Source organism: Mycolicibacterium lutetiense (genome assembly GCF_017876775.1).
Lineage (GTDB): Bacteria > Actinomycetota > Actinomycetes > Mycobacteriales > Mycobacteriaceae > Mycobacterium > Mycobacterium lutetiense.
This window is the reverse complement of record NZ_JAGIOP010000002.1, coordinates 2,638,112-2,663,435: the sequence shown is the minus strand read 5'-3', so window position 1 is coordinate 2,663,435 and position 25,324 is coordinate 2,638,112. Positions and strand designations below refer to the sequence as shown.

23 protein-coding genes and 3 pseudogenes are annotated in these 25,324 nt (G+C 66.8%); 16 read left to right on the top strand and 10 right to left on the bottom strand.

The annotated features are described in order from the left end of the window. Positions 1 to 7 precede the first annotated feature (7 nt). The 6 genes and pseudogenes from JOF57_RS31440 to JOF57_RS22125 all read right to left on the bottom strand — a co-directional run. Positions 8 to 133, bottom strand: a pseudogene (locus tag JOF57_RS31440) (DUF2510 domain-containing protein); the annotation flags it as partial. Between the two features lie 100 nt (positions 134 to 233). Beyond that, positions 234 to 557: pseudogene (locus JOF57_RS22150) on the bottom strand (integrase core domain-containing protein); the annotation flags it as partial. Positions 558 to 561: 4 nt separating this feature from the next. Continuing rightward, positions 562 to 1,911 (bottom strand): IS30 family transposase, encoded by a 1,350-nt coding sequence (locus JOF57_RS22145; RefSeq protein ID WP_234713714.1) that lies wholly within the window; start codon positions 1,909 to 1,911, stop codon positions 562 to 564. A 122-nt stretch (positions 1,912 to 2,033) separates the two neighbouring features. After that, a pseudogene (locus tag JOF57_RS31055) lies at positions 2,034 to 2,986 on the bottom strand (IS3 family transposase); the annotation flags it as partial. 86 nt (positions 2,987 to 3,072) lie between these two features. Continuing rightward, positions 3,073 to 3,696: a CYTH domain-containing protein gene (locus tag JOF57_RS22130; protein WP_209920049.1), complete on the bottom strand. Its 624-nt coding sequence runs from the start codon at positions 3,694 to 3,696 to the stop codon at positions 3,073 to 3,075. A gap of 37 nt (positions 3,697 to 3,733) precedes the next feature. Then, the gene (locus tag JOF57_RS22125; protein WP_209920047.1) at positions 3,734 to 4,402 is read right to left on the bottom strand and encodes a GAP family protein; all 669 of its coding nucleotides are present in this window, start codon (positions 4,400 to 4,402) and stop codon (positions 3,734 to 3,736) included. A gap of 107 nt (positions 4,403 to 4,509) precedes the next feature. Between JOF57_RS22125 and clpB the strand changes: the two genes are divergently transcribed. Then, on the top strand, positions 4,510 to 7,056 hold the full coding sequence (clpB, locus tag JOF57_RS22120) for an ATP-dependent chaperone ClpB (RefSeq protein ID WP_209920045.1): 2,547 nt from the start codon (positions 4,510 to 4,512) through the stop codon (positions 7,054 to 7,056). A 60-nt stretch (positions 7,057 to 7,116) separates the two neighbouring features. On the opposite strand, the gene JOF57_RS22115 is transcribed toward clpB, so the two are convergent. Beyond that, on the bottom strand, positions 7,117 to 8,196 hold the full coding sequence (locus JOF57_RS22115; RefSeq protein ID WP_209920043.1) for an NAD(P)H-dependent amine dehydrogenase family protein: 1,080 nt from the start codon (positions 8,194 to 8,196) through the stop codon (positions 7,117 to 7,119). Further along, on the bottom strand, positions 8,193 to 9,251 hold the full coding sequence (locus JOF57_RS22110; protein ID WP_209920041.1) for an aromatic ring-hydroxylating dioxygenase subunit alpha: 1,059 nt from the start codon (positions 9,249 to 9,251) through the stop codon (positions 8,193 to 8,195). The genes JOF57_RS22115 and JOF57_RS22110 overlap by 4 nt, the downstream gene beginning before the upstream one ends. Positions 9,252 to 9,322: 71 nt before the next feature. On the opposite strand from JOF57_RS22110, the gene JOF57_RS22105 reads away from it, so the two are divergent. Genes JOF57_RS22105 through JOF57_RS22075 form a run of 7 tightly spaced genes read left to right on the top strand, consistent with a single transcriptional unit; the run spans position 9,323 to position 15,259 of the window. Further along, positions 9,323 to 9,967, top strand: a complete 645-nt coding sequence (locus JOF57_RS22105) for a TetR/AcrR family transcriptional regulator (protein ID WP_209920039.1) — start codon at positions 9,323 to 9,325, stop codon at positions 9,965 to 9,967. 59 nt (positions 9,968 to 10,026) lie between these two features. Beyond that, positions 10,027 to 10,893, top strand: coding sequence for a trehalose monomycolate transport factor TtfA (gene ttfA, locus JOF57_RS22100; protein WP_209920037.1), 867 nt, complete (start codon positions 10,027 to 10,029; stop codon positions 10,891 to 10,893). A gap of 3 nt (positions 10,894 to 10,896) precedes the next feature. Next, on the top strand, positions 10,897 to 11,673 hold the full coding sequence (locus JOF57_RS22095) for an SDR family NAD(P)-dependent oxidoreductase (RefSeq protein WP_209920035.1): 777 nt from the start codon (positions 10,897 to 10,899) through the stop codon (positions 11,671 to 11,673). 18 nt (positions 11,674 to 11,691) lie between these two features. Beyond that, on the top strand, positions 11,692 to 12,582 hold the full coding sequence (locus tag JOF57_RS22090) for a hypothetical protein (RefSeq protein ID WP_209923609.1): 891 nt from the start codon (positions 11,692 to 11,694) through the stop codon (positions 12,580 to 12,582). Continuing rightward, positions 12,575 to 13,219 (top strand): TrmH family RNA methyltransferase, encoded by a 645-nt coding sequence (locus JOF57_RS22085; RefSeq protein WP_209920032.1) that lies wholly within the window; start codon positions 12,575 to 12,577, stop codon positions 13,217 to 13,219. The genes JOF57_RS22090 and JOF57_RS22085 overlap by 8 nt, the downstream gene beginning before the upstream one ends. Before the next feature lie 15 nt (positions 13,220 to 13,234). Beyond that, on the top strand, positions 13,235 to 14,347 hold the full coding sequence (locus JOF57_RS22080) for a glycoside hydrolase family 76 protein (RefSeq protein WP_209920030.1): 1,113 nt from the start codon (positions 13,235 to 13,237) through the stop codon (positions 14,345 to 14,347). A gap of 3 nt (positions 14,348 to 14,350) precedes the next feature. Beyond that, positions 14,351 to 15,259: an LLM class F420-dependent oxidoreductase gene (locus JOF57_RS22075; protein WP_209920027.1), complete on the top strand. Its 909-nt coding sequence runs from the start codon at positions 14,351 to 14,353 to the stop codon at positions 15,257 to 15,259. A gap of 4 nt (positions 15,260 to 15,263) precedes the next feature. On the opposite strand, the gene JOF57_RS22070 is transcribed toward JOF57_RS22075, so the two are convergent. Next, a complete protein-coding gene (locus tag JOF57_RS22070; protein WP_209920025.1) occupies positions 15,264 to 16,220 on the bottom strand; it encodes a LysR family transcriptional regulator in 957 nt (318 codons plus the stop codon). Positions 16,221 to 16,242: 22 nt separating this feature from the next. Here JOF57_RS22070 and JOF57_RS22065 point away from each other — a divergent pair, with 22 nt between their 5' ends. The 8 genes from JOF57_RS22065 to JOF57_RS22030 are packed head-to-tail and all read left to right on the top strand — an operon-like array spanning position 16,243 to position 24,660. Further along, on the top strand, positions 16,243 to 17,397 hold the full coding sequence (locus JOF57_RS22065) for an XdhC family protein (RefSeq protein WP_209920013.1): 1,155 nt from the start codon (positions 16,243 to 16,245) through the stop codon (positions 17,395 to 17,397). Positions 17,398 to 17,430: 33 nt separating this feature from the next. Continuing rightward, positions 17,431 to 18,321, top strand: coding sequence for an FAD binding domain-containing protein (locus JOF57_RS22060; RefSeq protein WP_209920011.1), 891 nt, complete (start codon positions 17,431 to 17,433; stop codon positions 18,319 to 18,321). 3 nt (positions 18,322 to 18,324) lie between these two features. Continuing rightward, positions 18,325 to 18,816, top strand: coding sequence for a (2Fe-2S)-binding protein (locus tag JOF57_RS22055; RefSeq protein ID WP_209920008.1), 492 nt, complete (start codon positions 18,325 to 18,327; stop codon positions 18,814 to 18,816). After that, positions 18,813 to 21,212, top strand: coding sequence for an aerobic carbon-monoxide dehydrogenase large subunit (locus JOF57_RS22050; protein WP_209920007.1), 2,400 nt, complete (start codon positions 18,813 to 18,815; stop codon positions 21,210 to 21,212). The genes JOF57_RS22055 and JOF57_RS22050 overlap by 4 nt, the downstream gene beginning before the upstream one ends. 11 nt (positions 21,213 to 21,223) lie before the next feature. Continuing rightward, positions 21,224 to 21,946, top strand: coding sequence for an XdhC family protein (locus tag JOF57_RS22045; protein WP_209920005.1), 723 nt, complete (start codon positions 21,224 to 21,226; stop codon positions 21,944 to 21,946). Positions 21,947 to 21,950: 4 nt separating this feature from the next. Continuing rightward, complete coding sequence (locus JOF57_RS22040; protein WP_209923607.1) at positions 21,951 to 22,826, top strand: AAA family ATPase; 876 nt, start codon at positions 21,951 to 21,953, stop codon at positions 22,824 to 22,826. Beyond that, the gene (locus JOF57_RS22035; RefSeq protein WP_209920003.1) at positions 22,823 to 23,464 is read left to right on the top strand and encodes an SRPBCC family protein; all 642 of its coding nucleotides are present in this window, start codon (positions 22,823 to 22,825) and stop codon (positions 23,462 to 23,464) included. The genes JOF57_RS22040 and JOF57_RS22035 overlap by 4 nt, the downstream gene beginning before the upstream one ends. Next, positions 23,464 to 24,660: a vWA domain-containing protein gene (locus JOF57_RS22030; protein WP_209920001.1), complete on the top strand. Its 1,197-nt coding sequence runs from the start codon at positions 23,464 to 23,466 to the stop codon at positions 24,658 to 24,660. Before JOF57_RS22035 ends, JOF57_RS22030 begins: the two co-directional genes overlap by 1 nt. Here the strand turns inward: JOF57_RS22030 and JOF57_RS22025 are convergent. Beyond that, on the bottom strand, positions 24,657 to 25,307 hold the full coding sequence (locus tag JOF57_RS22025) for a VTT domain-containing protein (RefSeq protein WP_234938793.1): 651 nt from the start codon (positions 25,305 to 25,307) through the stop codon (positions 24,657 to 24,659). The two genes, JOF57_RS22030 and JOF57_RS22025, sit on opposite strands and share 4 nt — an antisense overlap. Positions 25,308 to 25,324 lie beyond the last annotated feature (17 nt).

Genomic DNA, 25,324 nt, shown 5'->3' with positions numbered 1-25,324 from the left:
GTGCCTCAGACGTCGGAGCGGTGTGACTGGTCCATTGTTGGCCGTCAAAGTAGCGCAGCTGCTGAGCATTCCAGGGGTCGGCGAACCAGCCGGGCGGCCCGGGTGTCCCAGGCGTTGGAGCGTTGTTGTCGATGATTCGGCCCCTTCGTGTCTGCCAAGATCGGCCGCACCAGTTTCGTCGATGCTATCCGTGGTGTGGATTCTGAATCGCCCCGGGTTTGATGCACACGTGGTTATGGGTGTGCAGCCTCTGGTTGGGCTGTGTTTGTAGCGTAGTAGATGGCCTCGTATTCGGTCGGTGGGATGCGGCCCAGGCGGTGCATGAGCCGATCGGTGTTGTACCAGTGCACCCAGTCGGCGGTGAGCATCTCGACGTCGGCCAGCCGTTGCAGCGGGCCCCGTCGGAATGGCGAGTCGTCGCGGATGGCTTCGGTTTTGTACAGCCCTATGGTCGTTTCGGCCAGGGCGTTGTCGAAGGCGTCCCCGACCGTTCCGATTGACGGGATCAGCCCCGACAGGGACAGGGTTTCTCCGAACCGCACCGAGGTGTACTGGGCGGGTTCAATCGGTCGTTGCAACACCGGGTTGTTGGAGTGAGTGTAGCTGTTGGGCAAAGACTTCGGCGGGAGTCTTCCAGCCGAGGACCTTTCGGGGTCGGTTGTTGAGCGTCAGTGCGACCGCTTCGAGGTCTTGAGCCGACCATCGAGATAAGTCGGTGCCTTTCGGAAAGTACTGACGCAGAACGCCATTGGTGTTCTCGTTGGTAGGCCGCTGCCATGGCGAGTGCGGGTCGGCGAAAAACACCTTCGTTCCGGTGTCGAAGGTGAACTGGGCGTGCGCGGCCAACTCTTTGCCGCGGTCCCATGTCAACGTCTGACGCAGCTGCTTGGGTAGCTGTGCCAGTGAGGCGATCAGGGCAGCGTTCATCGCCTCGGCGCCGTAGCCGCTGAGCGCCGGCCCGTTCTTCACCGGCGGCGCCAGACCCCACCCCTCGAGGCGGGGAAGGTGAACCAGCATCACCGAGCGGCTCTTGCGTTCCACCACGGTGGCAATCGCCGACCGGCCCGCACCGATGATCAAATCACCCTCCCAATGCCCAGGAACTGCGCGATCGGCGGCTTCGGCAGGGCGTTTGCTGATCACGACGTCCGCGGTGACATGTCCCTGCGGTTTGTTCTGTGTCCTGGCCCGCGGGACCCGCAGCGCACGACCGGTCCGCAGGCACGCGACCAATTCCCGTTTGAGCGCCCCACGCCCCTCGATGAACAAGGACTGATAGATCGCCTCATGGCTGATGCGCATGGACTCATCATCGGGGAAATCCAGCGGTAAGCGGTGGGCAATCTGTTCCGGGCTCCATGCTGTCGACCACCGTCGGTCTTGTCGGTGCGGCTTGTTGCGGCCGTTCCAGGCCTTGGTCTGCGGACCTGCGACGGCGGTGCCGTCGGGTCCGCGGACACTGCCATCGAGCCGCTGCTGCACGTACTCACGCAGCTGCGGGTTGACTGCCAGTTTCGCGGGTTTCGGGCGCTTTGCTGCTTGCTGGGCCTTCCACTGCGCCACCCCTGCGCGGTACACCTGCGTGCCGCTGCGGGTGGCTGCGTTGCGCCGCAGTTCCCGCGAAACTGTCGAGGGGTCACGCTTGATCTCGCGGGCGATCTCACGCACCCCGGCGCCCTGGGCGCGTAGCAGTGCGATCTCCTCCCGCTCGGCGAACGACAGATACCGGCCCGTGGGCTCATCCAGACTGATCGGCGTCATGCCGCCAGCGTGGTGGAACCACCTGGTCGCCACCGGTGTCGACACGCCGACCTCTGCGGCTGCGTCGTCGGTGGAGACACCCTGGGCGATCAGCCGCCAAAACTGACGCTGCACCGACCGCGACGGGTCCGGGCGCCCTGGTGAGCGCATCGCAGGCCGCAACGCACGGTCAGCCGCCCACTGCCGTCGCCTACCAACCGATTCCGCGTCCTTACGCTTGGCCACACCACACCTCCGTGATCAAGGTGTTGCGACGACCAGTTGAATCCGCCCTGCGACCCCGCATCACTATGATGAATAGTGTTGCCCAGCAACGGATTGCCCTGACTCATTCTGAGTAGCGCGGCGTGCCGGATGGCTTGGCGTACGAACCGATCCTCCTTGCTGGCCGAGCACGTCCAGCCCACGATCCGCCCCGCGTAGGCATCGATGGCGAACGCGGTGTAGACGAACACCCCAGAGGCGAGTCGCACGTAGGTGAAATCGGCGACGAGCAGCATGTTGGGGGCGGGCACCCGGAACCGGCGTTTGACCAGATCCGCAGCGCGGGCTGCGGCCGGGTCAGCGATCGTGGTGCGGACCTTTTTGCGCCGGGTCACCCCCTGCCATCCGTTGGCCCGCATGAGGCGTTCCACGGTGCAGCGGGCCACCGTGATGCCCTGGCGTTGCAGGTGAGCCCACATCTTGACCGCGCCGTACAACGACTCCGGCTTGCGGCGGCCCGCCTCGTCGGGCTCGTAGTAGCCGGCCATCACCTCGGTGATGACGGTGTCCCACAAGGCCCGCGCTGACGGGGGCCGCGACAGCCAGGCGTAGAAGGTTCTCGGAGCGATCTTGCAGCCGTGCTCAGTGAGCACGCGGCAGATCGGAGCGACCCCGAACCGAGCACGATGCTCGGCGATGAACGCACAGATCAACGGCGTCGCGGGTCGCTCTCCCGCGCGAAGAAACTTGTTGCCGCCTTGAGGATTTCGATCGTTTCCTCAAGCTCACGATTCTTACGCTTGAGTTCCCGGTTCTCGCGCGAGATGTCGGTGGATACCCCGTCGCGGACCCCGGTATCGACCTCAGTTTGGTTGATCCACCGCCGCAGCGTTTCGTAGGACACTCCCAACCGCTTGGCGACCGCGGTGATGCAGGCGGTGCGGGTGTCGTACTCCTCGAGATGGTCAGTGACCAACCGGACCGCTCGGGCCTTGAACTCCTCGTCGTATCTCTTCGGCATGATGCGAACTACCTTCCCTCGAAAGAAGGTGTGCATCAAACCCGGGGTGATTCATTCACTTGCCCCAGACGGAGAAGCCCCGTCGCTCAACTGCCCTCAAACTGATTCTGGCCCAAGGACTCCACAAAGCTGGGTCCGCGGCGGTCGAGTTCACGCCGGTACTCGTCGGCCCAGGTGCCGAATGGCTTGTGCGCCAGATACTCGTTGCGGAACCGGTCATCCTCGGAAACCTCGGAAACGCAGAATGACGGAATGGCCAGATCGACGACTGGCCCACCGCGCTCGACTTCGGAGAGCAGCAGGGGTGCGTTTCGGCCGAGGAATTGGTCGATGATCCAGCCGTCCTCGCCGAGCCACATCGAATAGCGAACTTTGGCGATCACATGTTCGGACCGGCGCACGATCTGGGCCGCGACCAGTGGATCGAGTTCGCGTTCGGCCTCATAGCGGGTGCCCCCGACGGCGGGACCTTTGGCGGTCATGGTTCCCAGCGATCCCTCGCCCAAACTCTCTACGAGCTCGGCGGGGGTGGCATCCAATGCGGCGGGAGCGGCACCCTGGACGCGGACGCGAACCGCATATCCGTCGGACGCGAAAAGGTAGGCCTGGACGATCAGCGCTGGTGTGGGATCCGATGCTGCCACTGCGGGCAATTCGCGGACAAAGAACTTCCGCTCGAATTCGAAATCACCGAAACCGTATTCGGACATGCGCACACCGTAGCCCGACCTGCACCGAATGCGGCGCCTATAACGCGTGAATTCCCTTATAGAGCACGAGGAGGCCGATCACGACGAGAATCGCGGCGATCAACACGGCGTGCTGGCGTTCCATCCAGTCTTTGAGTCGGGCCAGCGCTGGGTCCAGCCGCTCACCCGATACTGCATACGCGAGGATCGGCAGAGCCACGGTCGATCCGGCCGCCAGCACGTAGTAGAGCCCTGCCGCCCATACCCCGGGCTGGCCGAGGCCGGCGCTACCGATGGCTAATCCTGCTGCTGCGCAGATGAACAGCACCTTCGGGTTCACCACGGTGAGGGCCAGGCCCGCAGCTCCCGCCTTGGCGGGCGTGAGCTTGCTGAGGCCGGTCATCCAGCCGGGCATGTGCTCCGATTTTTCCCGGGTGAGAAAGCGGTACGCGCCGAACACGATGAGGGCAGCGCCCACCACGATGCGTAACCACGAGGCCCACGTCGGGGTGGCGTTGAGCCCGCCGAGCATGCTGGAGACGCCGACGAAGATCGTGGTCAGTGCGGCCAGGCCGACGAGCCATCCGGTGAGGAAGGTCAGGCCGGTCGGTCGGGGGTGACGTGTGTGGAGCACCAGCACCGCCGGGATGATGGACAGCGGCGACAGGGCCACCACCATGGCCAGTGGGATCAGTTCGGCGAGCACCGAACCCCAGCTTTCCGTCATAGCCGCCCTCTCGATCGAAAATTTTTAAAGTTGAGCGGAACAGACTCAACCTTGACTACGTTGAAGAACACGACAAGCATTTTCTCTACACGAAAAAGGGAGGTGTCGTGGACTCGTTCAACCCAACGACCAAGACTCAGGCGGCGCTGACCTCAGCGTTGCAGGCGGCCAGCTCCGCAGGCAACCCCGAGATCCGGCCCGCACACCTGTTGATGGCACTGCTCACCCAGAACGAGGGCATCGCCGCACCGCTGCTGGAGGCCGTCGGCGTCGACCCCGCGATCATTCGCGCCGACGCGCAACGGCTGGTTGACCAGCTGCCCAGCGTCAGCGGCGCCAGCAGCCAACCCCAACTGAGCCGGGAATCGCTCGCTGCGATCACCACGGCCCAGCATCTGGCCACCGAGATGGACGACGAGTACGTCTCCACCGAACACCTGATGGTCGGTCTGGCCACCGGCGATTCCGAGGCCGCCAAGCTGTTGACCGGGCACGGCGCCTCGCCGGAGGCGCTGCGTGAGGCATTCACCAAGGTGCGCGGTAGCGCCCGCGTGACCAGTGCAGACCCCGAAGGCACCTATCAGGCGCTGGAGAAGTACTCCACCGACCTGACCGCAGCCGCCCGCGAAGGCAAGCTCGACCCGGTGATCGGGCGCGACAATGAGATTCGTCGCGTCGTGCAGGTGCTGAGCCGTCGCACCAAGAACAACCCAGTGCTCATCGGTGAGCCGGGCGTCGGCAAGACCGCGATCGTCGAGGGCCTGGCCCAGCGCATCGTGGCCGGCGACGTACCGGAAAGCCTGCGGGACAAGACCGTCGTCTCCTTGGACCTCGGGTCCATGGTGGCCGGTGCCAAGTACCGCGGTGAGTTCGAGGAACGCCTCAAGGCTGTGCTCGACGACATCAAAGAGTCGGCCGGACAGGTCATCACGTTCATCGATGAGTTGCACACCATCGTCGGAGCCGGTGCCACCGGTGAATCCGCGATGGACGCCGGCAACATGATCAAGCCCATGCTGGCTCGCGGCGAGCTGCGACTGGTCGGCGCGACCACGCTCGACGAGTACCGCAAGTACATCGAGAAGGACGCCGCCCTGGAGCGTCGCTTCCAGCAGGTGCTGGTCGGCGAGCCGTCCGTGGAGGACACCGTCGGCATCCTGCGCGGTCTCAAGGACCGTTACGAGGTGCACCACGGTGTGCGCATCACCGACTCCGCGCTGGTCGCGGCGGCCACGCTGAGTGACCGCTACATCACCTCTCGGTTCCTGCCGGACAAGGCCATCGACCTGGTCGACGAGGCCGGATCCCGGCTGCGCATGGAGATCGACTCCCGGCCTGTCGAGATCGACGAGGTCGAGCGGCTCGTCCGTCGCCTCGAGATCGAGGAGATGGCGTTGGAGAAGGAGGAGGACGACGCCTCCAAGGAACGCCTGGAGAAGTTGCGCGGCGAGCTGGCTGACTACAAAGAGAAGCTGGCGGAGCTGACGACCAGATGGCAGAACGAGAAGGGCGCCATCGACATCGTCCGTGAGCTCAAGGAGCAGCTGGACGGCCTGCGCGGTGAGGCTGACCGGGCCGAGCGCGACGGCGACCTGGCCAAGGCCTCCGAGCTCCGGTACGGGCGTATCCCTGAGGTCGAGAAGAAACTCGACGCCGCACTGCCGGTGGCCGAGGCTCGCGAGAACGTCATGCTCAAGGAAGAGGTTGGTCCCGACGACATCGCCGAGGTGGTCGAGGCGTGGACCGGTATTCCGGCAGGCCGGATGCTCGAAGGCGAGAGCGCCAAGCTGCTCCGCATGGAGGAGGAGCTGGGCAAGCGCGTCATCGGCCAGAAGGCCGCGGTGACCGCGGTGTCGGATGCGGTGCGCCGCACCCGTGCCGGGGTGGCCGATCCCAACCGGCCGACGGGTTCGTTCATGTTCCTGGGCCCGACCGGTGTCGGTAAGACGGAGCTGGCAAAGGCGTTGGCGGAGTTCCTCTTCGACGACGAGCGCGCCATGGTCCGCATCGACATGAGTGAGTACGGCGAGAAGCACTCGGTGGCTCGGCTGGTCGGTGCGCCTCCCGGCTACATCGGCTACGACCAGGGTGGTCAGCTGACCGAAGCGGTGCGACGGCGTCCGTACACGGTGGTCCTGTTCGACGAGATCGAGAAGGCCCACCCGGACGTGTTCGACGTGCTGCTGCAGGTGCTCGACGAGGGCCGGTTGACCGACGGTCAGGGCCGCACGGTCGACTTCCGCAACACGATCCTGATCCTGACCTCCAACCTGGGTGCCGGTGGCACCGAGGAGCAGGTGATGGCCGCGGTGCGGGCCGCGTTCAAGCCGGAGTTCATCAACCGGCTCGACGACGTGATCATGTTCGACGCACTCGATCCGGAACAGCTCGTGTCGATCGTCGACATCCAGCTGCAACAGCTGCAGAAGCGGCTGGCGCAGCGCCGGCTCACCCTCGAGGTGTCGCTGGATGCCAAGGCGTGGCTGGCCGAGCGCGGTTTCGACCCGCTCTACGGTGCCCGCCCGCTGCGCCGCCTGGTGCAGCAGGCCATCGGCGACCAGTTGGCCAAGATGCTGTTGGCCGGTGAGGTGCACGACGGAGACGTGGTGCAGGTCAACGTCACCCCCGACGGCGAAGGCCTGGTGCTGAGCTGACCCGGTAGCAATAGCCCCGCCACACAACAGGTGTGGCGGGGCTATTGCTGTGCTGAAGCGTTAGATGTTGAAGCGCCCCGCGAAGCCGCGCAGCGGCACGTCGGCACTCGTCAACAGCCCAGGCGGGGCGGCGACCACCGACGCGATGGCGTTGAGTGCCGGCAATCCCGTCACGGTCATGCCGATCGAGGCGAACGAGGTCGGATCAGACAGGTCCACACCGGGTTTCGGGAAGATCATGTGCTTGTTGTAGACACACGGATCGCCCTTGATCTGAGTGATGTAGCAGCCCTTGATGTCCCAGCTGGGATCGGTGTGCGGGGTCATCTGCCACTCCAGGTGGGTTTCGACGCGCGGTACGCCGTCGACCATGCCCTGATATTTGATGTAGTTGCCGCCGAGTGATCCCTTGGGCAGCGTGTACCAGCCGAGGTCGACATCCTTGGTGCAGGCGCCGAGCTCAGCGCTGAACGTGACTTCGTCGAGTTCCAGCCCGAAGCAGTCGGCCATCATCAGCACGCTGTCGGCGAAAACCCGGGTGTACTTCTCCAGCTTGCCCGGGATCGACGGGTCGTCGACGGGCAGGCCGTAGCCGACCTCGATCCAGGTGTCCTTGCTGTGATGACATGACACGTCGACGGATTCGATGGTGGTGACGTTCTCGATCTCGGCGACGTCGGCCGAGCACACCACACCCAGGATCTGATTCACGCCGGGGTTCATGCCGGTGCCGTAGAACGTAGAACCACCCTTTTCGCACGCCTCGGCAAGCAGCTGCGACACCAGCTTGCCGGACGGGTGCGGATGGTTGGTGTCGCGGTGCCAGCCGGTGATCCAGTCGGCGGTGGTGACGATATTGATCCCGGCCTCAAGGACTTTCACGTAGAGGTCCTCGTCGGGGAAGACGCCGTGGAAGGTGAGTACATCGGGACGCGCGGCGATGATCTCGTCGATCGAGCCGGTGGCAGTCACCCCGATCGGATCGATGCCGGCGATCTCGCCGGCATCGCGGCCCACTTTTTCCGGTGTGTAGCAATGTAACCCGACCAATTCAAGGTCGGGGCGTTGCCCGATGCGTTTGATCATCTCGGTGCCGACGTTGCCGGTGGCAACCTGGAATACCCGAATCTTTTCGCTCATATGGTGTCTGCCTTTCTCCCTGATGTTGGATTGGCGGCTCCGCCACCAGAAGCCAGGTCTGCCGCACTACCGCCCAGACCGTCGGGATAGAACTGCATGGCCCACTTGCGGATTGCGGTGAAGCCCTCGTATTCGGAGGTGGCCAGCGCCGGTGGATCGGAATAGCGCTGGTGTGACCAGATATGGATGTCCTGGGTGAACTGGCGGATCACTTCGTCGCCGAACTCGGCAGCACGCTCAGCGGCCCGCGGAGTGTCCTTCCCGGGGGTCCGGCCGATGTAGACCATGAACCGAACGTCGGAAGTGGATTCATCGACGGGCGTGACCGCCGAGATGGTGCGGTTGTCGATCATGCCCCAGCTCTTGGTCACCGCGATGCCCAAGCCGCCGTTGATGGCCTCGACGCCGCTGCGCACATCGTCGATGGACTGCTGGTCGTCGCCCTCGAAGGTGATGGTGAAGTCGACGTAGGAGATCGGTGCGGCGAAGTCGTGACGGGTGAAGACCGGCACGATCGGGGTCTGGTGCACGTATTTGAAGTGCGCGAAGTCGACGCCGTTCTCCAGCACGTACTGCGGATGCAGTTCCAGCGATTCGCGGAACAACCGCTGCTGTGGGTAGTAGTCGGCCGCGCTGCTGCCGTCGGCGAAGGATGCGAACACGTCCGGTGCGTCGAAAAACGGTTCACGCCCTTCGGCGTCGTGCCAGATGTAGATGGCCTCGTTGCGCTCGACGGCGGGGTAGGTGCGCATCCGGCGGCCGCGGTTGGGCCGGTCCTGATACGGGATGCAGACGTTGCGGCCCTCGGGATTCCACTGCCAACCGTGGAACGGGCACTGGATGGCCTCGCCGACGACGTGGCCACCGAATCCGAGGTGGGCGCCGAGGTGTTCGCAGTAGGCGTTCATCACGGTCACCTGCCCGGATTCCGAGCGCCAGGCGACCATCTCCTCGCCGAAGTACTTCATGGCGTGTACGGAGCCCGCGGGAACCTGGTCTGTCCAGGCGACCTGGAACCATCCGGTCGGTTTCATCGACAGCGGTGGTTTTGCCATGTCGCGAATCGTAGGAGCTCGCGTGAAACTTTGGAAGAGGGTTCTGTGAAAACGGGGGTAATCTGCTGGAGATGAGCGAGACCGAGGCGGGCGCGCGGCGGACCAACCGACGCGGCCTCGCCACCCGGGAAAACATGCTGGAAGCCGCGCGCAGGGCGCTGGCCACCGGCGACCCGGGAGCGGTGTCGGCCAACCGGATCGCCAAGGAGATCGGTGCCACCTGGGGCGCAGTGAAATACCAGTTCGGAGATATCGACGGATTCTGGGCGGCAGTCCTGCAGCGCACCGCCGAACGCCGCGCAGGCATGCTGGGCCGCCGTGACGACGGTGCACCACTACGTCAGCGCGTCGCCGGCATCATCGACCTGCTCTACGACGGGCTGACGGCCAGCGATTCCCGGGCGATCGAGAACTTACGCGCCGCGCTGCCCCGGGACCGCGCGGAGCTGGAACGCCTCTACCCGAAGACCGCGGCCGAACTCTGGTCGTGGGGGCAGGGTTGGCTGCAGACCTGTCAGCAGGCCTTCGCCGATCTCGACGTGGACCCCGAGCGGGTCCGCGAGGTCGCCTCGTTCATCCCCGGCGCGATGCGTGGCATCACCTCCGAGCGTCAACTCGGCACCTATACCGACCTCGATGTGGCCCGGCGCGGCCTCACGAACGCGATCGTCACCTACCTCGAAGAGCCCCGGGGACAGCGTCCTGATCACCAGTAACCGGGTTGTGACCTCATAAGGTGGGGGCAATTCCACCGTCAACAAGTAGGCTAGGCCCGATGGTCCCGCTCTGGTTCACGCTGTCCGCACTCTGTTTCGTGGGTGCGGCGGTACTGCTGTACGTCGACATCGACCGTCGACGTGGGTTGGGACGGCGCCGCAAGTCGTGGGCGAAGTCGCATGGCTTCGATTACGAGCACGAGTCGCACGAGATCCTCAAGCGCTGGAAGCGCGGGGTGATGTCGACCGTCGGTGACGTCACGGCCAAGAACGTCGTCCTCGGCCAGATTCGTGGCGAGGCGGTGTTCATCTTTGACATCGACGAGGTGGCGACGGTGATTGCGCTGCACCGAAAGGTGGGCACGAATGTCGTCGTCGATCTGCGTCTCAAGGGCATCAAGGAGCCCCGGGAGAGCGACATCTGGCTGCTCGGCGCGATCGGTCCGCGGATGGTGTACTCCACCAACCTCGATGCCGCTCGCCGCGCGTGCGACCGCCGGATGGTCACGTTCGCCCACACCGCTCCCGATTGCGCCGAGGTCATGTGGAACGAGCAGAACTGGACGCTCGTCAGCATGCCGGTCACCAGCACCCGCGCCCAGTGGGATGAGGGACTGCGCACCGTCCGTCAGTTCAACGACCTGCTGCGGGTACTGCCCCCGGTGGCGCAGAACGGCGTGGCACCGCAGTCCGGTCAGGGCAGCCAGGCCGCGCTGGCCCGCCGCGCAAGCTCACCCAGCCGCCCGTTGACGCCGACCCCCGCCGGACGTCGCGAGCTCCCGCCGGGCCGGGCCGATGCGGCACCCGGACGTGGTGACGTGAGCCGTTACACCCAGCCGCGCCAGGAACCGGGCCGCCCGGATGCGATCCGTCGCACCCCGCCGCCGGCCCGCAACGGGCGTCACGCACCGCACTACCAGCGCTAGGTCGTGTCTCGTCCCCTCGCTCTGATCACCGGACCGACCTCGGGGCTCGGTGCCGGGTTCGCCCGCCGCTACGCGCGTGACGGTTATGACCTGGTCCTCGTCGCGCGCGACGGCGCACGGTTGAAACAACTTGCCGCCGAACTGCACGACGAAGCCGGCGCCGACGTCGAAGTGCTGCCCGCGGACCTCGCGTCCGCCTCGGACCGGGCCAAGGTCGCCGACCGACTGCGCGCCGGAGTGCAGGTGTTGGTGAACAACGCCGGATTCGGCACCTCGGGCGAATTCTGGACCGCCGACCTCGCACAGTTACAGGCCCAACTCGACGTCAACGTCACCGCGGTGATGGAACTGACGCATGCCGCGCTGCCGTCGATGATCGAGGCAGGCAACGGCACCGTCATCAACGTGGCCAGTATCGCCGGGCTGGTCCCCGGACGCGGATCGACCTATTCGGCTTCCAAGGCCTGGGTCGTCTCGTTCACCGAGGGGCTGGCCAACGGGCTGGGCGGCACCGGGGTCGGGGTGCACGCGCTGTGCCCGGGCTTCGTCCACACCGAGTTCCATGCCCGCGCGGGCATCGACATGGCAGGCACACCGTCGTTCCTGTGGCTGCAGGTCGAGGATGTGGTGTGCGAATGCCTGGCCGACGTGGCCGCGGGCAAGGTGGTTATCGTGCCCGGATTGCAGTACAAGGTGCTCACCACCGGGGGCCGGATGGTTCCACGAAACCTGGTGCGCGCCATAACAAAAGCAGTGGGAAAAGGTCGTGGGAGAACTTAGGGCAGAACTGACGTGGCAGTGCGGGCGCTGATCGCGGCGGTGATGGCGGTACTTCTCGTCGTCACCACGGGCTGCACGTCCGATGAGCCGAAACGTACCTACGAGGCCTCGACAGGCGCGCTCGGCGAGTCGATCGACATCCTCGGTTGGCGCCTCAAGGTGTCCGATCTGCGGTTCGACTCCGACCATGTGCTGGTCGACGTCGAGGGCTCGGCCTCGGGCGATGCCCGTGCCAAACCCGAGGACATCCGGTTCGGTCTGTACGGTGCGCTGGCGCATCCGATCGAGGCCGACGCGCTCCACGGCTGCGATGACATCACCAACCTGGGGATCCGGCCGCTGGCGGCGCCGTCACCTGACAAGCTCAGCGGCACAGTGTGTCTGGGACCGTTCCGGGATCAGAGCCAGGTGCGCGGAGTGTATATGTACTCGCCACGCGAGCGCATTGCCGGAACCACGGTCGCCTACCCCGCGGCCTTCCCGGTAGGGGTGCTGCCCACCAACATCAACGACACCGGGGTCACCGTGAAGTCCACCAGCGTCGACGCCTTCAGCGCCGACGGCGGACAACTTTCCCCGGCCTCGTTGGGGGACCCCACTGCCTTCAGCGGCAAGGGCTACATGCTGCTGGGACTCGAAATCAACGGTGCAGCAAAGCGTTACGGAGAAGATGCGGCGGCCCGCGGTGGTCCGCTGATGGTGGTCACCGGCCCCACGCTGCCCCCGCCGGGGCTCAGCCATCTCTGCTCGGTGTACGGCTCGTCGGTGCTGATCCTGCCGGAGGCCTCACGTGACGCCGTCAACATGCGGGCCTCGCTGTGTACGCAGGGGGAGATGAACGCGGCGCTGCTGTACGCGTCGGTGTCGGTGATCGGCACACACGCCGCCCTGTGGACCACCCGTGGCTGACGCCGCAGGCCCGACCGAGTGGGGAGAGTCCCCGGGGGTGGGTCCGTGGGAGGGGCCGCTCCCGGACCATCCGCGCTACGATCCCGCGCTCCTGCAGGACGGCGATACCCGCAATGTCGTTGACGCCTACCGGTATTGGACCCGGGAGGCCATCATCGCCGACATCGACCGGCGGCGGCATCGGCTGCACATCGCGATCGAGAACTTCGGCAGCGACGCCAATATCGGTACGGTGGTGCGCACCGCCAACGCCTTCGCCGTAGATGCCGTGCACATCGTGGGGAAGCGCCGCTGGAACCGGCGGGGCGCCATGGTGACCGACCGCTATCAGCGGTTGTGCCACCACGACACGACCGCCGACCTGCTGTCCTTCGCAGCCGATGCCGGGCTGACCGTCGTCGCGGTGGACAACGTGCCCGGCGCGGTACGTCTGGAACAGACCGAACTGCCCCGCGACTGCCTGCTGATCTTCGGCCAGGAAGGACCGGGTATCACCCCGGAGGCGCAGAGTGGGGCGGCCGTCACCGTCTCCATCGCGCAGTTCGGGTCGACCCGCAGCATCAACGCCGGAGTCGCCGCCGGGATCGCCATGCACGCCTGGATCGCTCGACATGCCGACATTTCGGCAGCTTGGTAAGGCAGGATCGTGAACATGGATCAGCTATGGGCCAACCGTGCGGCCAGCGCCGAAGCGGCGATCACCAAGCGACACCTGACGAAGCTCTGGCGTCTGCCGGGCACTCAGCTCGGTGTGACGGCCTGGCCGGCGTCCAAGAAACACAGCCAGTTCGGCACCTGGCACTACTGGTGGCAGGCGCATCTGCTGGACACCCTGGTCGACGCACAGGTGCGTGATCCGCAGCCCGAGCGGAGAACCCGTATCCAACGGCAGATCCGCGGGCATCACCTCCGCAACAACCTGTCCTGGACCAACAACTACTACGACGACATGGCCTGGCTGGCGCTGGCGCTGGAGCGGGCCGGCCGCTTGGTCGGGGTGGAGAAGGCGGGTGCGCTCAAGAAGCTGTGCAACCAGTTCGTCGACGCCTGGGTGCCCGAGGACGGCGGCGGCATCCCCTGGCGCAAACAGGACCAGTTCTTCAATGCCCCGGCCAACGGTCCGGCCGGGATCTTCTTGGCCCGCTACGACGACCGGTTACGCCGGGCCCAGCAGATGGCCGACTGGATCGACGACACCCTGATCGACCCGGAAACCCACCTGGTGTTCGACGGCATCAAAGCTGGGTCGATGGTGCGGGCGCAGTACACCTATTGCCAGGGCGTGGTGCTCGGACTGGAGGTCGAACTCGCGGTACGTACCGAGGACGCCCGGCACGCCGAACGGGTACGTCGCCTGGTGGCCGCGGTGGACCGGGAAATGACTACGGACGGCGTCATCAAAGGCGCCGGCGGCGGTGACGGCGGGCTGTTCAACGGCATCACCGCGCGGTACCTGGCGCTGGTGGCGAACACCTTGCCGGGGGATACGGTCGACGATCGTGCCGCGCGCGCTACGGCGCGCTCGATCGTGCTCGCCTCCGCGCAGGCCGCCTGGGACAACCGCCAGACCGTCGATGGGCTGCCGCTGTTCGGCGCGTTCTGGGACCAGGCCGCCGAGGTGCCCGGGGCCGAAGGCCAACAGGCCCAGTTCGTCGAAGGTGCGGTGAACGCGTCGGCGATCCCCGAGCGTGACCTGTCGGTTCAGGTTTCGGGTTGGATGTTGATGGAAGCCGCGCACACGCTGGCCGCGGACGACGAGGAGTAGGACTTGACCCAGGCACTGCGAGCCAACATCGATTTTCCCAGCCGGATCGGGGTGTGGTGGGCCAGCGAGACCTGGTCGATGCCGGATGCGCAGGACGTCGCGCGCGAGATCGAGGCCCTCGGCTTCGGCTCGTTGTTCCTGCCCGAGGTCACCGGCAAGGAGTGTCTGACGCAGTCGGCTGCGTTCCTGGCCGCGACGCAGCGTCTGGTCGTGGGCACCGGGATCGCCAATATTCACGTGCGGGTGCCGTCGGCCGCGGAGTCGGGGGCACGCACCCTGACCGCGCTGTACCCGGGCCGGTTCGTGCTGGGTCTGGGTGTCAGTCATGGACCGCTGGTCGAACATGGTCTGGGCGGCGTCTACCAGAAACCCCTGGCCACGATGCGCGACTATCTGGACCGGATGGCTGCGGTGCCCGAGCAGATCGAGCCCGGCGTCGGCCGCCCGCCCCGGTTGCTGGCGGCCCTGGGCCCGAAGATGATCGAGCTGTCCGGTACGCACGCCGACGGTGCCCACCCCTACCTGGTGACTCCCGAGCAGACCCGGGTCACCCGCGACATCCTCGGCCCGGACAAGTGGATCGTCTCCGAACAGGCAGTGGCCGTCGGATCCACCGACGAGGATCAGCTCCGCCGGGCGCACGGGCACCTGGACGTCTACAGCGGCCTGCCGAACTACCGGAACTCGTGGCTGCGTCAAGGGTTTGACGAGTCCGATCTGGTGCGCGGTGGATCCGACCGGCTGGCGCGCGCTGTGGTGGGGATGGGATCGGTCGATAGCGCGGCCAAGGCGGTGACCGCCCATCTGGACGCCGGCGCGGACCACGTCGTGCTGCAGGTGCTCGGCGACAATCCGATGGCCGACCCGCGTCCGGCGCTCCGTGAACTGGCCGTCGCCCTGGGACTGAGCTAGCGGCTCAGCTCCACAGGGTCACATGGACTTTGGGCCGGAATCTGGTAACGCCCACCCCGGTGCCGCGGATCATGGCCTGGGTGCAGCGCGGCGTGGTGATGAACCGCACCAGCTCGGACACCGCAGGCTGGCGGGCTGCCGGGGGAAGTGTCGAGGCGACCCATTCACCGGCCATCTGCAGGCCCACGCCCTTGATCTGTGCGAGCCTGCCGCTGGACAGGTCTGCGGCCACGGCGAACCCGATCGTCGGCATCACGCCCCCGACCCGGAGCACCTCTTCCAGGGCGGCGGCATCACTCTGGAAGATCCGCTGCCGGTCTTCGGGGATCGACAGCTGCCGCAGCATCGTGGCGATTTCACCGTCGACGCTGCCGCCGGACGGGCCGAGCAGCCACTGCTGATCGCGCAGTGACACCGGGGTGGGGGTGCGGGTGAGCAGCGGGTTGTCCGGGGTGGTGACCGTGATGAACTGGTACTTCAGGAATGGGCGCACCGCCAGCTCCAGACCGTTGCCGTCGGGGGGCGGACCGAGCGCGATGTCGACGGCGCGCGAGGCGATCAGGTGCCCGAACTGGTTGGCCGGCTGCACACTGAGCTCGACCGAAAGGTCGTCGGCGCGTGAGGAGAACAGCTCGATGAGTCCCGGCGCGGCATGTTCGGCGAACGCCGTGGACGCCGCGATACGCAGCAGGCGCCGGCCGTGCGCGGCCTCGGTCACCTCGATCGCCGTCTGCTGTTGCAGGCCCAGGATCTCGACCGCCCGGCTGGCCAGACGAAGGCCACCGGGGGTGAAGGCCAGCCCGCTGCCGGTCCGGGTGAACAGTGGATCGTCGAGTTCCTTGCGCAGTTGGGCGACGTGCATGGACACCCCGGCGTCGGTGACACCCAGCTCTTCGGCGGCGGCCCGCACCGAGCCCAATCGCACGACTGCCGAAAATGCACGTAGTTGTGCTGGTGTCACCACTGAAGCCTAGATTGATGTCGTGAGGGATGTGCTGAGCACGTTGTTAGCAGTGTGGCGTGCCGGCGGCACGGCAGGCGTCGGGACGGTGGTGCGCACGTTTCGATCGGCCCCGCGGCCGGCGGGTGCGGCGATGGTGGTCACCCCCGACGGCACCGTCGCCGGGTCGGTGTCGGGTGGCTGCGTCGAGGGCGCGGTGTACGAGCTGGCAACCGAGGTGATGGCCAGCGGCATCCCGGTGCTGCAGCGCTACGGCGTCAGCGACGACGATGCCTTCGAGGTCGGTCTCACTTGCGGCGGAATCCTCGACGTGTTCGTGGAACCGGTGTCGGCGAACAACTTTGCCGAGTTGAATGCTGTCGCCGCTGACATCGAAGCGCATCGCCCGGTCGCGGTGGCAACGGTGATCGCGCATCCCGACACGTCCTGGGTCGGTAGGCGTCTGGTCGTGCACCCCGACGACCCACACGGATCGGTGGTGGGCTCACTGGGTTCGCCGCGCGCCGATGCCGCCGTCGCCGACGACGCCCGCGGACTGCTGGCCGCGGGTCGTACCGAGGTGCTGACCTACGGTCCGGACGGTCAGCGCCGCGGTGAGGGCATGGAGGTTTTCGTCGCCAGCCACGCACCGAGACCCCGGATGTTGGTGTTCGGCGCGATCGACTTCGCCGCGGCCGTCGCACGGCAGGGTGCGCTGCTGGGCTACCGGGTCACGGTGTGCGACGCCCGTCCGGTCTTCGCCACCTCGGCTCGGTTCCCGACGGCCGACGACGTGGTGGTGGACTGGCCGCACCGTTACCTGGCTGCGGAGGCCGAGGCGGGGCAGATCGATCCCCGCACGGTGATCTGCGTGCTCACCCATGACCCCAAGTTCGACGTGCCACTCCTGGAGGTGGCGCTGCGCCTGCCCGACGTCGCCTACATCGGTGCGATGGGTTCACGGCGAACCCACGTCGACCGGTTGGCCCGGTTGCGCGAGGCGGGGATGACCGACGCCGAACTGGCCCGGTTGTCCAGCCCGATCGGACTGGATCTGGGCGGACGGACTCCCGAGGAGACGGCGGTGTCCATCGCGGCCGAGATCATCGCCCAGCGCTGGGGAGGCGGCGGGCGTCCCCTTGCCGAAATCGAAGGCCGCATCCACCACGAGTTAAGCGATCGCTTAACCACCTATTGACGCCGACGTAGGACCTGGTGTGGGCTAGATCACATGCAAGTTCCCGGCCCCTTCGAGTACGAACGCGCCACCAGTGTCGACCACGCGGTAGGACTACTGGACCGGTTGGGTGAGGACGCCAGGATCGTCGCCGGCGGGCACAGCCTGCTGCCGATGATGAAGCTGCGGATCGCCAACCCCGAATACCTGGTCGACATAAACGACCTGGCCGCCGAACTCGGCTATATCGTCACCGACCCCACCCTGGTCCGCATCGGGGCGATGGCCCGGCACCGCCAGGTGCTGGAGTCCGATCCGCTGGCGGCGGTATGCCCGATCTTCCGTGACGCCGAACGCGTGATCGCCGACCCGGTGGTGCGCAACCGCGGCACGCTGGGCGGCTCGCTGTGTCAGGCCGACCCGGCCGAGGACCTCACCACCGCGTGCACCGCACTGGGGGCGACCTGTCTGGCCCGCGGGCCGGCCGGCGAACGGGAGATCGGCATCGACGATTTCCTGGTGGGGCCGTACGAGACCGCGCTGGCCCACAACGAGATGCTGATCGAGGTGCGGATCCCGGTGCGGCACCGGACCTCCAGTGCCTATGCGAAAGTCGAACGCCGCGTGGGGGACTGGGCCGTGACGGCGGCCGGCGTGCAAGTGACCCTGGACGACGGCGCGATCTCGGCCGCGCGGATCGGGCTGACCGCGGTGAATGCCGATGCCGCGGCCCTGCGTGCAGTGTCCGACTCGCTGGTGGGCAGGCCGGCGTCGGAGGAGACCTTCTCGGCAGCGGGAGCGGCCGCCGCGCAGGCCTGTGCACCGATCAGCGATATGCGCGGCACCGCCGACTACAAACGTCACCTGGCATCGGAGCTCACCATCCGCACCTTGCGCACCGCGGTCGAGCGGGTGCGAGCCATTCCTGCGCCGGAAGGGAACTAGGGCATGCAGATCAACATGACGGTCAACGGCGAGGCGGTCAGCGCCGAGATCGAGCCCAGGATCCTGCTGGTGCACTTCCTGCGCGATCAACTCGGACTGACCGGAACCCATTGGGGCTGTGACACATCCAATTGCGGCACCTGCGTGGTAGACGTCGACGGCGAACCGGTGAAGTCCTGCACGATGCTCGCCGCCATGGCCGCCGGGCATGCCGTGCGCACCGTGGAGGGGATGGAGGTCGACGGCCGGTTGGATCCCGTGCAGGAGGGCTTCATGCAGTGTCACGGCCTCCAGTGCGGGTTCTGCACGCCGGGCATGATGATCACCGCCAGGGCGCTGCTCGATCGCAACCCGGACCCCACCGAAGATGAGATCCGCGAGGCGATTTCGGGTCAGATCTGCCGGTGTACCGGCTACACCACCATCGTGCGCTCGGTGCAGTGGGCGGCGCGGCAGGGCCGCGAGTCGGCTGCGAATGAGGAGGTCACAGCATGACGACGCTGGAGAATCCCGTCAGCCGACCCGAGGACACCGCAGTCAATGACGAGAAGCCCTGCGGTCATGGCCGGATGCTGCGCAAGGAGGACCCGCGGTTCATCCGGGGCCGTGGCACCTATGTCGACGATGTCACGCTGCCGGGCATGCTGCACCTGGCGATCCTGCGCTCACCGTACGCGCACGCCAGGATCGTCAGCATCGATGTGACTGCCGCGCAGGCACATCCGAAGGTCAAGGCCGTGGTCACCGGCGCCGACCTGGCGGAAAAGGGTCTGGCGTGGATGCCGACGCTGTCCAACGACGTGCAAGCCGTCCTGGCTACCGACAAGGTCAGATTCCAGGGCCAGGAGGTGGCTTTCGTCGTCGCCGAGGACCGCTACTCGGCGCGGGACGCCCTGGAACTCATCGACGTCGACTACGACCCGCTGGATCCGGTGATCGACGCCCGTCACGCGCTCGACCCCGACGCCCCGGTGATCCGTGACGACCTCGACGGCAAGACCGACAACCACTGTTTCGACTGGGAAACCGGGGATGCCGCAGCCACCGAGGCCGTCTTCGCCGCAGCCGACGTGGTGGTCAAACAGGAGATGGTCTACCCGCGGGTGCATCCGGCGCCGATGGAAACCTGCGGTGCGGTAGCCGATCTGGATCCGGTCACCGGCAAGCTGACGCTCTGGACCACCTCGCAGGCACCGCACGCGCACCGCACCCTGTATGCGTTGGTGGCCGGCCTGCCCGAGCACAAGATCCGGGTCATCTCCCCGGACATCGGCGGCGGGTTCGGCAACAAGGTGCCGATCTATCCCGGCTACGTGTGCGCGATCGTCGGGTCGTTGGTGTTGGGCAAGCCGGTCAAATGGATGGAGGACCGCAGCGAGAACCTGACCTCCACCAGCTTCGCCCGCGACTACATCATGGTGGGTGAGATCGCGTCCACCGCTGACGGCAAGATCCTGGCCGTCCGCACCAACGTTCTGGCCGACCACGGTGCGTTCAACGGCCAGGCGGCGCCGGTGAAGTACCCGGCCGGGTTCTTCGGGGTGTTCACCGGCAGCTACGACCTGCAGGCCGCCTACGCGCACCAGACCGCGGTGTACACCAACAAGGCGCCGGGCGGGGTGGCCTACGCCTGCTCGTTCCGGATCACCGAGGCGGTGTATCTCGTCGAGCGCCTGGTGGACTGTCTGGCCTTCGAGCTCAAGATGGACCCCGCCGAGTTGCGGCTGCGGAATCTATTGAAACCCGAGCAGTTCCCGTACACCACCAAGACCGGCTGGGTGTACGACTCGGGCGACTACGAGACGACGATGCGCCTGGCGATGGAGATGATCGACTACGACGGCCTGCGCGCCGAGCAGCGGGAGAAGCGCGAACGCGGCGAACTCATGGGCATCGGTATGTCGTTCTTCACCGAGGCGGTCGGCGCCGGCCCACGCAAGGACATGGACATTCTCGGTCTCGGTATGGCCGATGGTTGTGAGCTACGAATACATCCGACCGGAAAAGCCGTGGTGCGTCTGAGTGTTCAGAGCCAGGGACAGGGCCATGAGACGACGTTCGCCCAGATCGTGGCCGAGGAGCTGGGCATCCCGCCCGAAGACATCGACGTGGTGCACGGCGATACCGACCAAACCCCGTTCGGTCTAGGCACTTACGGCAGCCGGTCCACCCCGGTGTCGGGTGCGGCGGCGGCACTGGTCGCCCGCAAGGTCCGGGACAAGGCCAAGATCATCGCGTCGGGAATGCTCGAGGCCTCCGTTGCCGATCTTGAGTGGGACAAGGGCAACTTCCACGTCAAGGGCGATCCGACGGCGTCGGTCACCATCGCCGACATCGCGATGCGCGCCCACGGGGCAGGAGATCTCCCGGAGGGGATCGAGGGCGGACTGGACGCCCAGATCTGCTACAACCCAGAGAATCTCACCTACCCGTACGGCGCCTACTTCTGCGTCGTGGACGTCGATCCCGGTACCGCCGTGGTCAAGGTCCGCAGGTTCCTGGCGGTGGATGACTGTGGGACCCGGATCAACCCGATGATCATCGAGGGACAGGTGCACGGCGGTGTGGTCGACGGCATCGGCATGGCCCTGATGGAGATGATCGCGTTCGACGAGGACGGGAACTGCCTGGGCGGGTCGCTGATGGACTACCTGATCCCCACGGCGATGGAGGTGCCACATCTGGAGACCGGGCACACCGTCACCCCGTCACCGCACCATCCGATCGGGGCCAAGGGCATTGGCGAGTCCGCCACGGTGGGTTCACCGCCCGCGGTGGTCAACGCGGTGGTGGATGCCCTGGCGCCGTTCGGTGTTCGACATGCCGATATGCCGCTGAACCCTTCGCGGGTATGGGAGGCCATGCAGGGCCGGGCCAGGCCGCCGATCTAGAAGGAGCTGCGATGACTCTCAGTGAACGTGCGGCGCAATTGCGTCGGGCCCGGACACCGTTCGTACACGCGACGGTGGTACGCGCACAGCAGCCCACGTCATCCCATCCCGGTGATGAGGCAATTCTGTTGGCCGATGGGACCATTGAGGGATTCGTCGGAGGGCATTGCGCGCAGAACTCGGTGCGCAAGGCCGCGCTCGGCGCGCTCCAGTTGGGCCAGAGCGTGCTGCTGCGCGTGTTGCCCGACGGCGATGTGCACTTTCCGGAGGCCCCGGGCGCCTGTGTGGTGGTCAATCCCTGCCTGTCCGGCGGCGCGCTGGAGATCTTCCTGGCGCCCGAGGTGCCCGCCCCGCTGGTGCAGATCTTCGGCGGCACACCGATCGCCGACGCCATGAACGATCTGTGCGGGGTCCTCGGCTATGACGTGCGGCGGTTGGACGGCCCGGACAGCTCGGGGGATGCCACCGCGGTGGTGATCGCCAGCCTGGGCGGCGCCGAAGCCGACGTCATCCGGGCTGCGCTGGACGCCGGGGTCGGCTACATCGGGCTGGTCGCCAGCCGGGTGCGCGGGGCGTCCATCCTGGACGGGCTGGGGTTGTCGGAAACCGAGCGGGCCAGGGTGCACAGCCCGGTCGGCCTGGCGATCGGTGCGAAAACCCCTGCCGAGATAGCGGTTTCGATCGTTGCCGAGCTGATCGAGGGGATCAGGGTCGGCGGGTTGAGTGGACACTGACCCGATCTTCAGCGGTGTCGAGGATGTGGTGCGGCGGTTCGACACCAACGACTACCTGCTCGACGCAGGCACCGCGACCGCCGTCTATCTCGCGGTCACGATGGGTCGCCCGCTGCTCCTGGAGGGCGAGCCGGGGGTCGGCAAGACCACCGCGGCCAAAACCCTGGCGGCCGTGCTGGATACCCAACTGGTCCGGGTGCAGTGCTATGAGGGGCTGACCGCAAGCGAGGCGCTCTACGACTGGAACTACCCGCGCCAGCTGCTGTCCATCCGACTGTCCGAGGCGCACGGTGCCGAACAGATCGACGAGGCGCACCTCTACACCGAGGACTACCTCGTCGACCGTCCGATCCTGCGATGCGTGCGGCACCGCGGGCCCCGGCCACCGGTGCTGCTGGTCGACGAGATCGACCGCGCCGACGATGAATTCGAGGCGCTGTTATTGGAATTCCTCGGCGAGGCCGCGGTCACCGTGCCCGAGTTGGGCACCTTCGTCGCCGAGCAGCCGCCCATTGTAGTGCTGACGTCCAACCGCAGCCGGGACCTGCACGACGCATTGCGCCGACGCTGCCTCTACCACTGGATCGAGTACCCGCAGCCCGCCCACGCCGTCGCGATCGTCCGGCGCACCGTGCCGGGAGCCACCGATGCGCTCATCGAACGGGCCTCCCAATTCGTCGGTGCGGCCAGGCATCTCGATCTCGACAAGCCTCCCGGGATCGCCGAGATCATCGACTGGGTCGCTGCCCTGGTGACATTGGGCGTCGGCGACCTGGTGGACCCCGCCGCTCTGACGACCATCGGGGCACTGGCCAAGACCCCCGACGACACCGGAGTGCTCGGTGACGCACTGCTGGAACTGAGAGGAAGCGTCCTATGAAGATCGCCAACGAGTTCACCGTCAGCGTTCCCGTCGAGAAGGCGTGGGACCTGCTCACCGACCTGGAGCAGGTGGTCCCGCTGATGCCGGGCGCACAGCTGACCGGTCACGAGGGTGAGGACACCTTGGGCAAGGTGAAGATCAAGGTCGGTCCGGTCACCAGTGAGTTCAGCGGCAAGGTCCATTTCGTCGAGCGGAACCGCGACGAACACCGCGCCGTCATCGATGCCAAGGGCAAGGAGGCCCGCGGCACCGGTAACGCCGCGGCCACCGTGACCGCCCGGTTGCACGACGCCGGGCAGGCCACCCGCGTCACGGTCGACACCGACCTCAAGGTCGTGGGCAAGCTCGCGCAGTTCGGCAGCGGAATGTTGCAGGACGTGTCGGAGAAGCTGCTGGGTCAGTTCGTGGAATCGCTGGAGGCCAAGCTCGCCGCCGACGCCCCTGCCGAAACTCCGGCACCCACCGCTGCGCCGACCCCGGCACCCGACCCCGAGCCGATCGACCTGATCGGCCTGGCCGGCGGCAGTGCCCTCAAAAGGTACGGACCGCGAGTCTTCGGGGCCTTCCTCATGGCCGCCATCGTGTTCACGATCGGCCGCCTGCGGATGGCCAGGCACGCTCCACGCGCTCGCTGATGACGGCATCCCTGCTCCGCGGGGTCGATCTGGCCGCGTTCGCCGTCGCGCTGGTCCACCGGCTCCGCACGGGCGGCGTGACGGTCTCGGCGGTCGGATCCGGGCGTCTGGTCGAGGCGATGCACGTCCTCGTCCCCGTCGTACGGTCCCAGCTGTATTGGGCTGCCCGGCTGTCACTGGTGAGTCGCGCCGAAGATCTGCCCGCGTTCGATGCCGTGTTCGACGCGGTCTTCGCCGACGCCGTCGTCGGGCTCGATCCGCCCAGCCTCAAGCGGAACACCACATCGCCGGTGGCACCGGCACCCAGCATGGCCCCGGCCGGCTCCGGACAGGACGGCGAGGGTCTGCCGTGGACCACCAGGCCGACGTCCGTCGCCGCGGCGATCGCGGAACCCGACGACTTCCGTTCACTCTCTGCCCTGCCTGACCTGATGCCCAGTTGGATGGCGGTCCGGGCCGACGAACCGTTCGAGCGGTTCGACAGCGACGAGCTGAGGCGGATCGGAGCCTGGTTGGAAAGCGCGGAGGCCCGCTGGCCGCAGCGGCGCACCTTGCGCCGGCGCCGTCACCCGGCCGGCCGTCGCGTCGATCTGCGGGAAACCATCAGGGCCTCGCGGACGACCGGGTGGGAACCGTTGCGGGTGGCCCGGACTCGCGCTCGCCTCCGTCGCAGGCGGGTGGTGCTGGTGTGTGACGTCAGCGGGTCGATGCAGCCGTATGCGGCGGTGTATCTGCATCTGATGCGGGCGGCGGCGATGCACCGACGGAGCCGCCCCGAGGTGTTCGCGTTCGCCACCACGCTCACCCGGCTCACCGCGGTGTTGTCCCACCGGTCCGCCGAGGTCTCGTTGGCCCGGGCCAACGAGAAGGTGATCGACCGTTACGGCGGCACCCGGCTCGCCCGGTCCATCGGTGCGTTGCTGGGCGGTTCGCACGGTCACGCGCTGCGAGGGGCGGTGGTGGTGATCGCCTCCGACGGCTGGGATTCGGACCCGCCCGAACTCCTGCAGCGCGAGATGGTTCGGTTGCGCCGGCGGGCACACCTGGTGGTGTGGCTCAACCCGCGCGCGGCCGCCCCGGGGTATGTGCCCCTGGCCGGGTCGATGGCCGCCGCGTTGCCGCTGTGCGATCACTTTCTGCCGGCCCACACGCTCACCGGCCTGCGCGAACTGTTCGACGTGCTTGCCGGCAGTTAGACCTGCTCGGCGGCGGCCTTCTTGGCGGCGCGGCGGCGCTTGAACCACTCGATGAACATCGGTGCCACCGAGGCCACCACGATCAGGACGAAGATCGGCTCGAGCAGCTTCTGGATGATCTCGAACTGACCCAACCAGTAGCCGAGCAGCACGAGGCCGACGCCCCACACCACGGCGCCGATGACGTTGAACGTCGTGAACACCGAATAGCGCATCTTCGCGGCGCCGGCGACGATCGGTGCCAGCGTGCGCACGATCGGCACGAACCTGGCGATGACGATGGCGAACGGGCCGCGCTGCTCGAAGAACGTGTGGGCCTCGTCGAGGTACTTCTGCTTCAACACCCGGGCGTCGGGTTTGAACATCTCGACGCCGAGGAACCGGCCGATGAGGTAGCCGACCTGACCGCCGAGGATCGCCGCGATGGGGATGAAGAGCAGCAACTGCCAGAGTTCGAAGTTGGCGCCCACTGCCGTCCCCTGGGCGGCGGTGCCCGCGGCCAGCATGCCCGCGACGAACAGCAGCGAGTCGCCGGGCAGAACGGGGAACAGCACGCCGGACTCGACGAACACGACGACCAGGATGCCCACCAGGGCCCAGGTGCCGAAGGATCCGATGAGGTGTAGCGGATCCATGAAATCCGGCATGAGTGCCAGATTGGTCG